The organism is Nocardia sp. NPDC058497 (genome assembly GCF_042720195.1).
Taxonomy (GTDB): domain Bacteria; phylum Actinomycetota; class Actinomycetes; order Mycobacteriales; family Mycobacteriaceae; genus Nocardia.
On sequence record NZ_JBHXMY010001033.1, the window covers coordinates 1 to 1110 of the forward strand.

Consider the following 1110-nt stretch of genomic DNA (forward strand, 5'->3'; position numbering starts at 1 on the left):
GCTGTCGTCATTGTCGGCCCTTCTCCTCAACAGATGGGTCGCGCGGATCGATCGCGCAGGTTCGGCCATTTGCCTGAACACTAGTGTTAGATTAATGGCTGAGGGCGGTGCCGTGTCAAGCTTTCCGCGGTTGTCCCGCGGTTGTGAGGAGGTGCGATGTCCGGTGATTCCGCCACGGTGCGCCGTGGGCGCCCGCCGCAGACGCAAGAGCAGGCCGAGGAGGTCCGCGCCAGGATCGTCGAGGCGACCGCCGCCGTGTTCGCGCGCAACGGGTCGCGCGGGTTGAGCGTCGCCCAGATCATCGAGCAGGCCGGGCTGGCCAGGCCTACCTTCTACCGCTATTTCGGCAATGCCTCCGAGCCGCTGCACGTGGTGCTGACCGCGTCCAACGACGGTCTGGTCGGCGGAATCCGGGAGGCGCTGACCGGCACCGACGAACCGGTCCAGCTGGGTATCCGGCTGATCGACGCCTATGTGGACTGGGCTCGCGGCCACGGCCCGATGCTGCGTCCGCTCTTCGCCGAGCTGCACGACCCCGGCTCCCCCGTCTCGGCCTACCGTGAGCGTGCCCTCGACGACATCCGCGACCTGGTCCGCAAGACCTTCGATGAACTGGGCCGCCCAGTGCCCGCCCCCCTGGATATGGACGCGGCCCTGCACGTCTGCGAATACATCGTCTACCGCCTGACCGCGGGCACCGAACCCGGCAGCGATCCCGACCCTGCCCTGGATTCGGAAGCCCGCGTCACCATGATCCGGGTCCTGCTGGTCACCCTCGGCACCCGCGACGACCTCGCCTACGCCATGGAACTGCCCGGCATCTTCCCCGATGCCTGACCCGCGCTGACCCCGCGGGCGGATCTGAAGTGCTCGGCGAGGGCGAGTCCGATGGCGCGCAGTGCGTCCGGGTCGGTCATCCGTTCGTGCCGGGCGGGAATGCGGTGTTCGGTGATCCGTCCGGTGATGTGGTCGTGCCAGGCGAGAGCCGGTGAGGCGCCGTCGTCTGTGTCGTCCGCGGCGGAGCTGAAGTAGATCAGGTCACCGTCGAAGAGTGCGGGCCGGTGGTCGCGGGTGTGGTCGACGAGCCGCGTGTAGTCGCGGTGCAGGCTG

The 1110-nt window shown here is 68.5% G+C and carries 1 protein-coding gene and 1 pseudogene; one reads left to right on the forward strand and one right to left on the reverse strand.

What is annotated here, in order from left to right; all coding sequences use genetic code 11:
* Nucleotides 1-156: 156 nt before the first annotated feature.
* Nucleotides 157-837, forward strand: a complete 681-nt coding sequence (locus ACFWPJ_RS33480; protein ID WP_378857625.1) for a TetR/AcrR family transcriptional regulator — start codon at nucleotides 157-159, stop codon at nucleotides 835-837.
* Here ACFWPJ_RS33480 and ACFWPJ_RS33485 read toward each other — a convergent pair.
* Nucleotides 798-1110, reverse strand: a pseudogene (locus tag ACFWPJ_RS33485) (hypothetical protein); the annotation flags it as partial. The gene ACFWPJ_RS33480 and the pseudogene ACFWPJ_RS33485 overlap by 40 nt on opposite strands.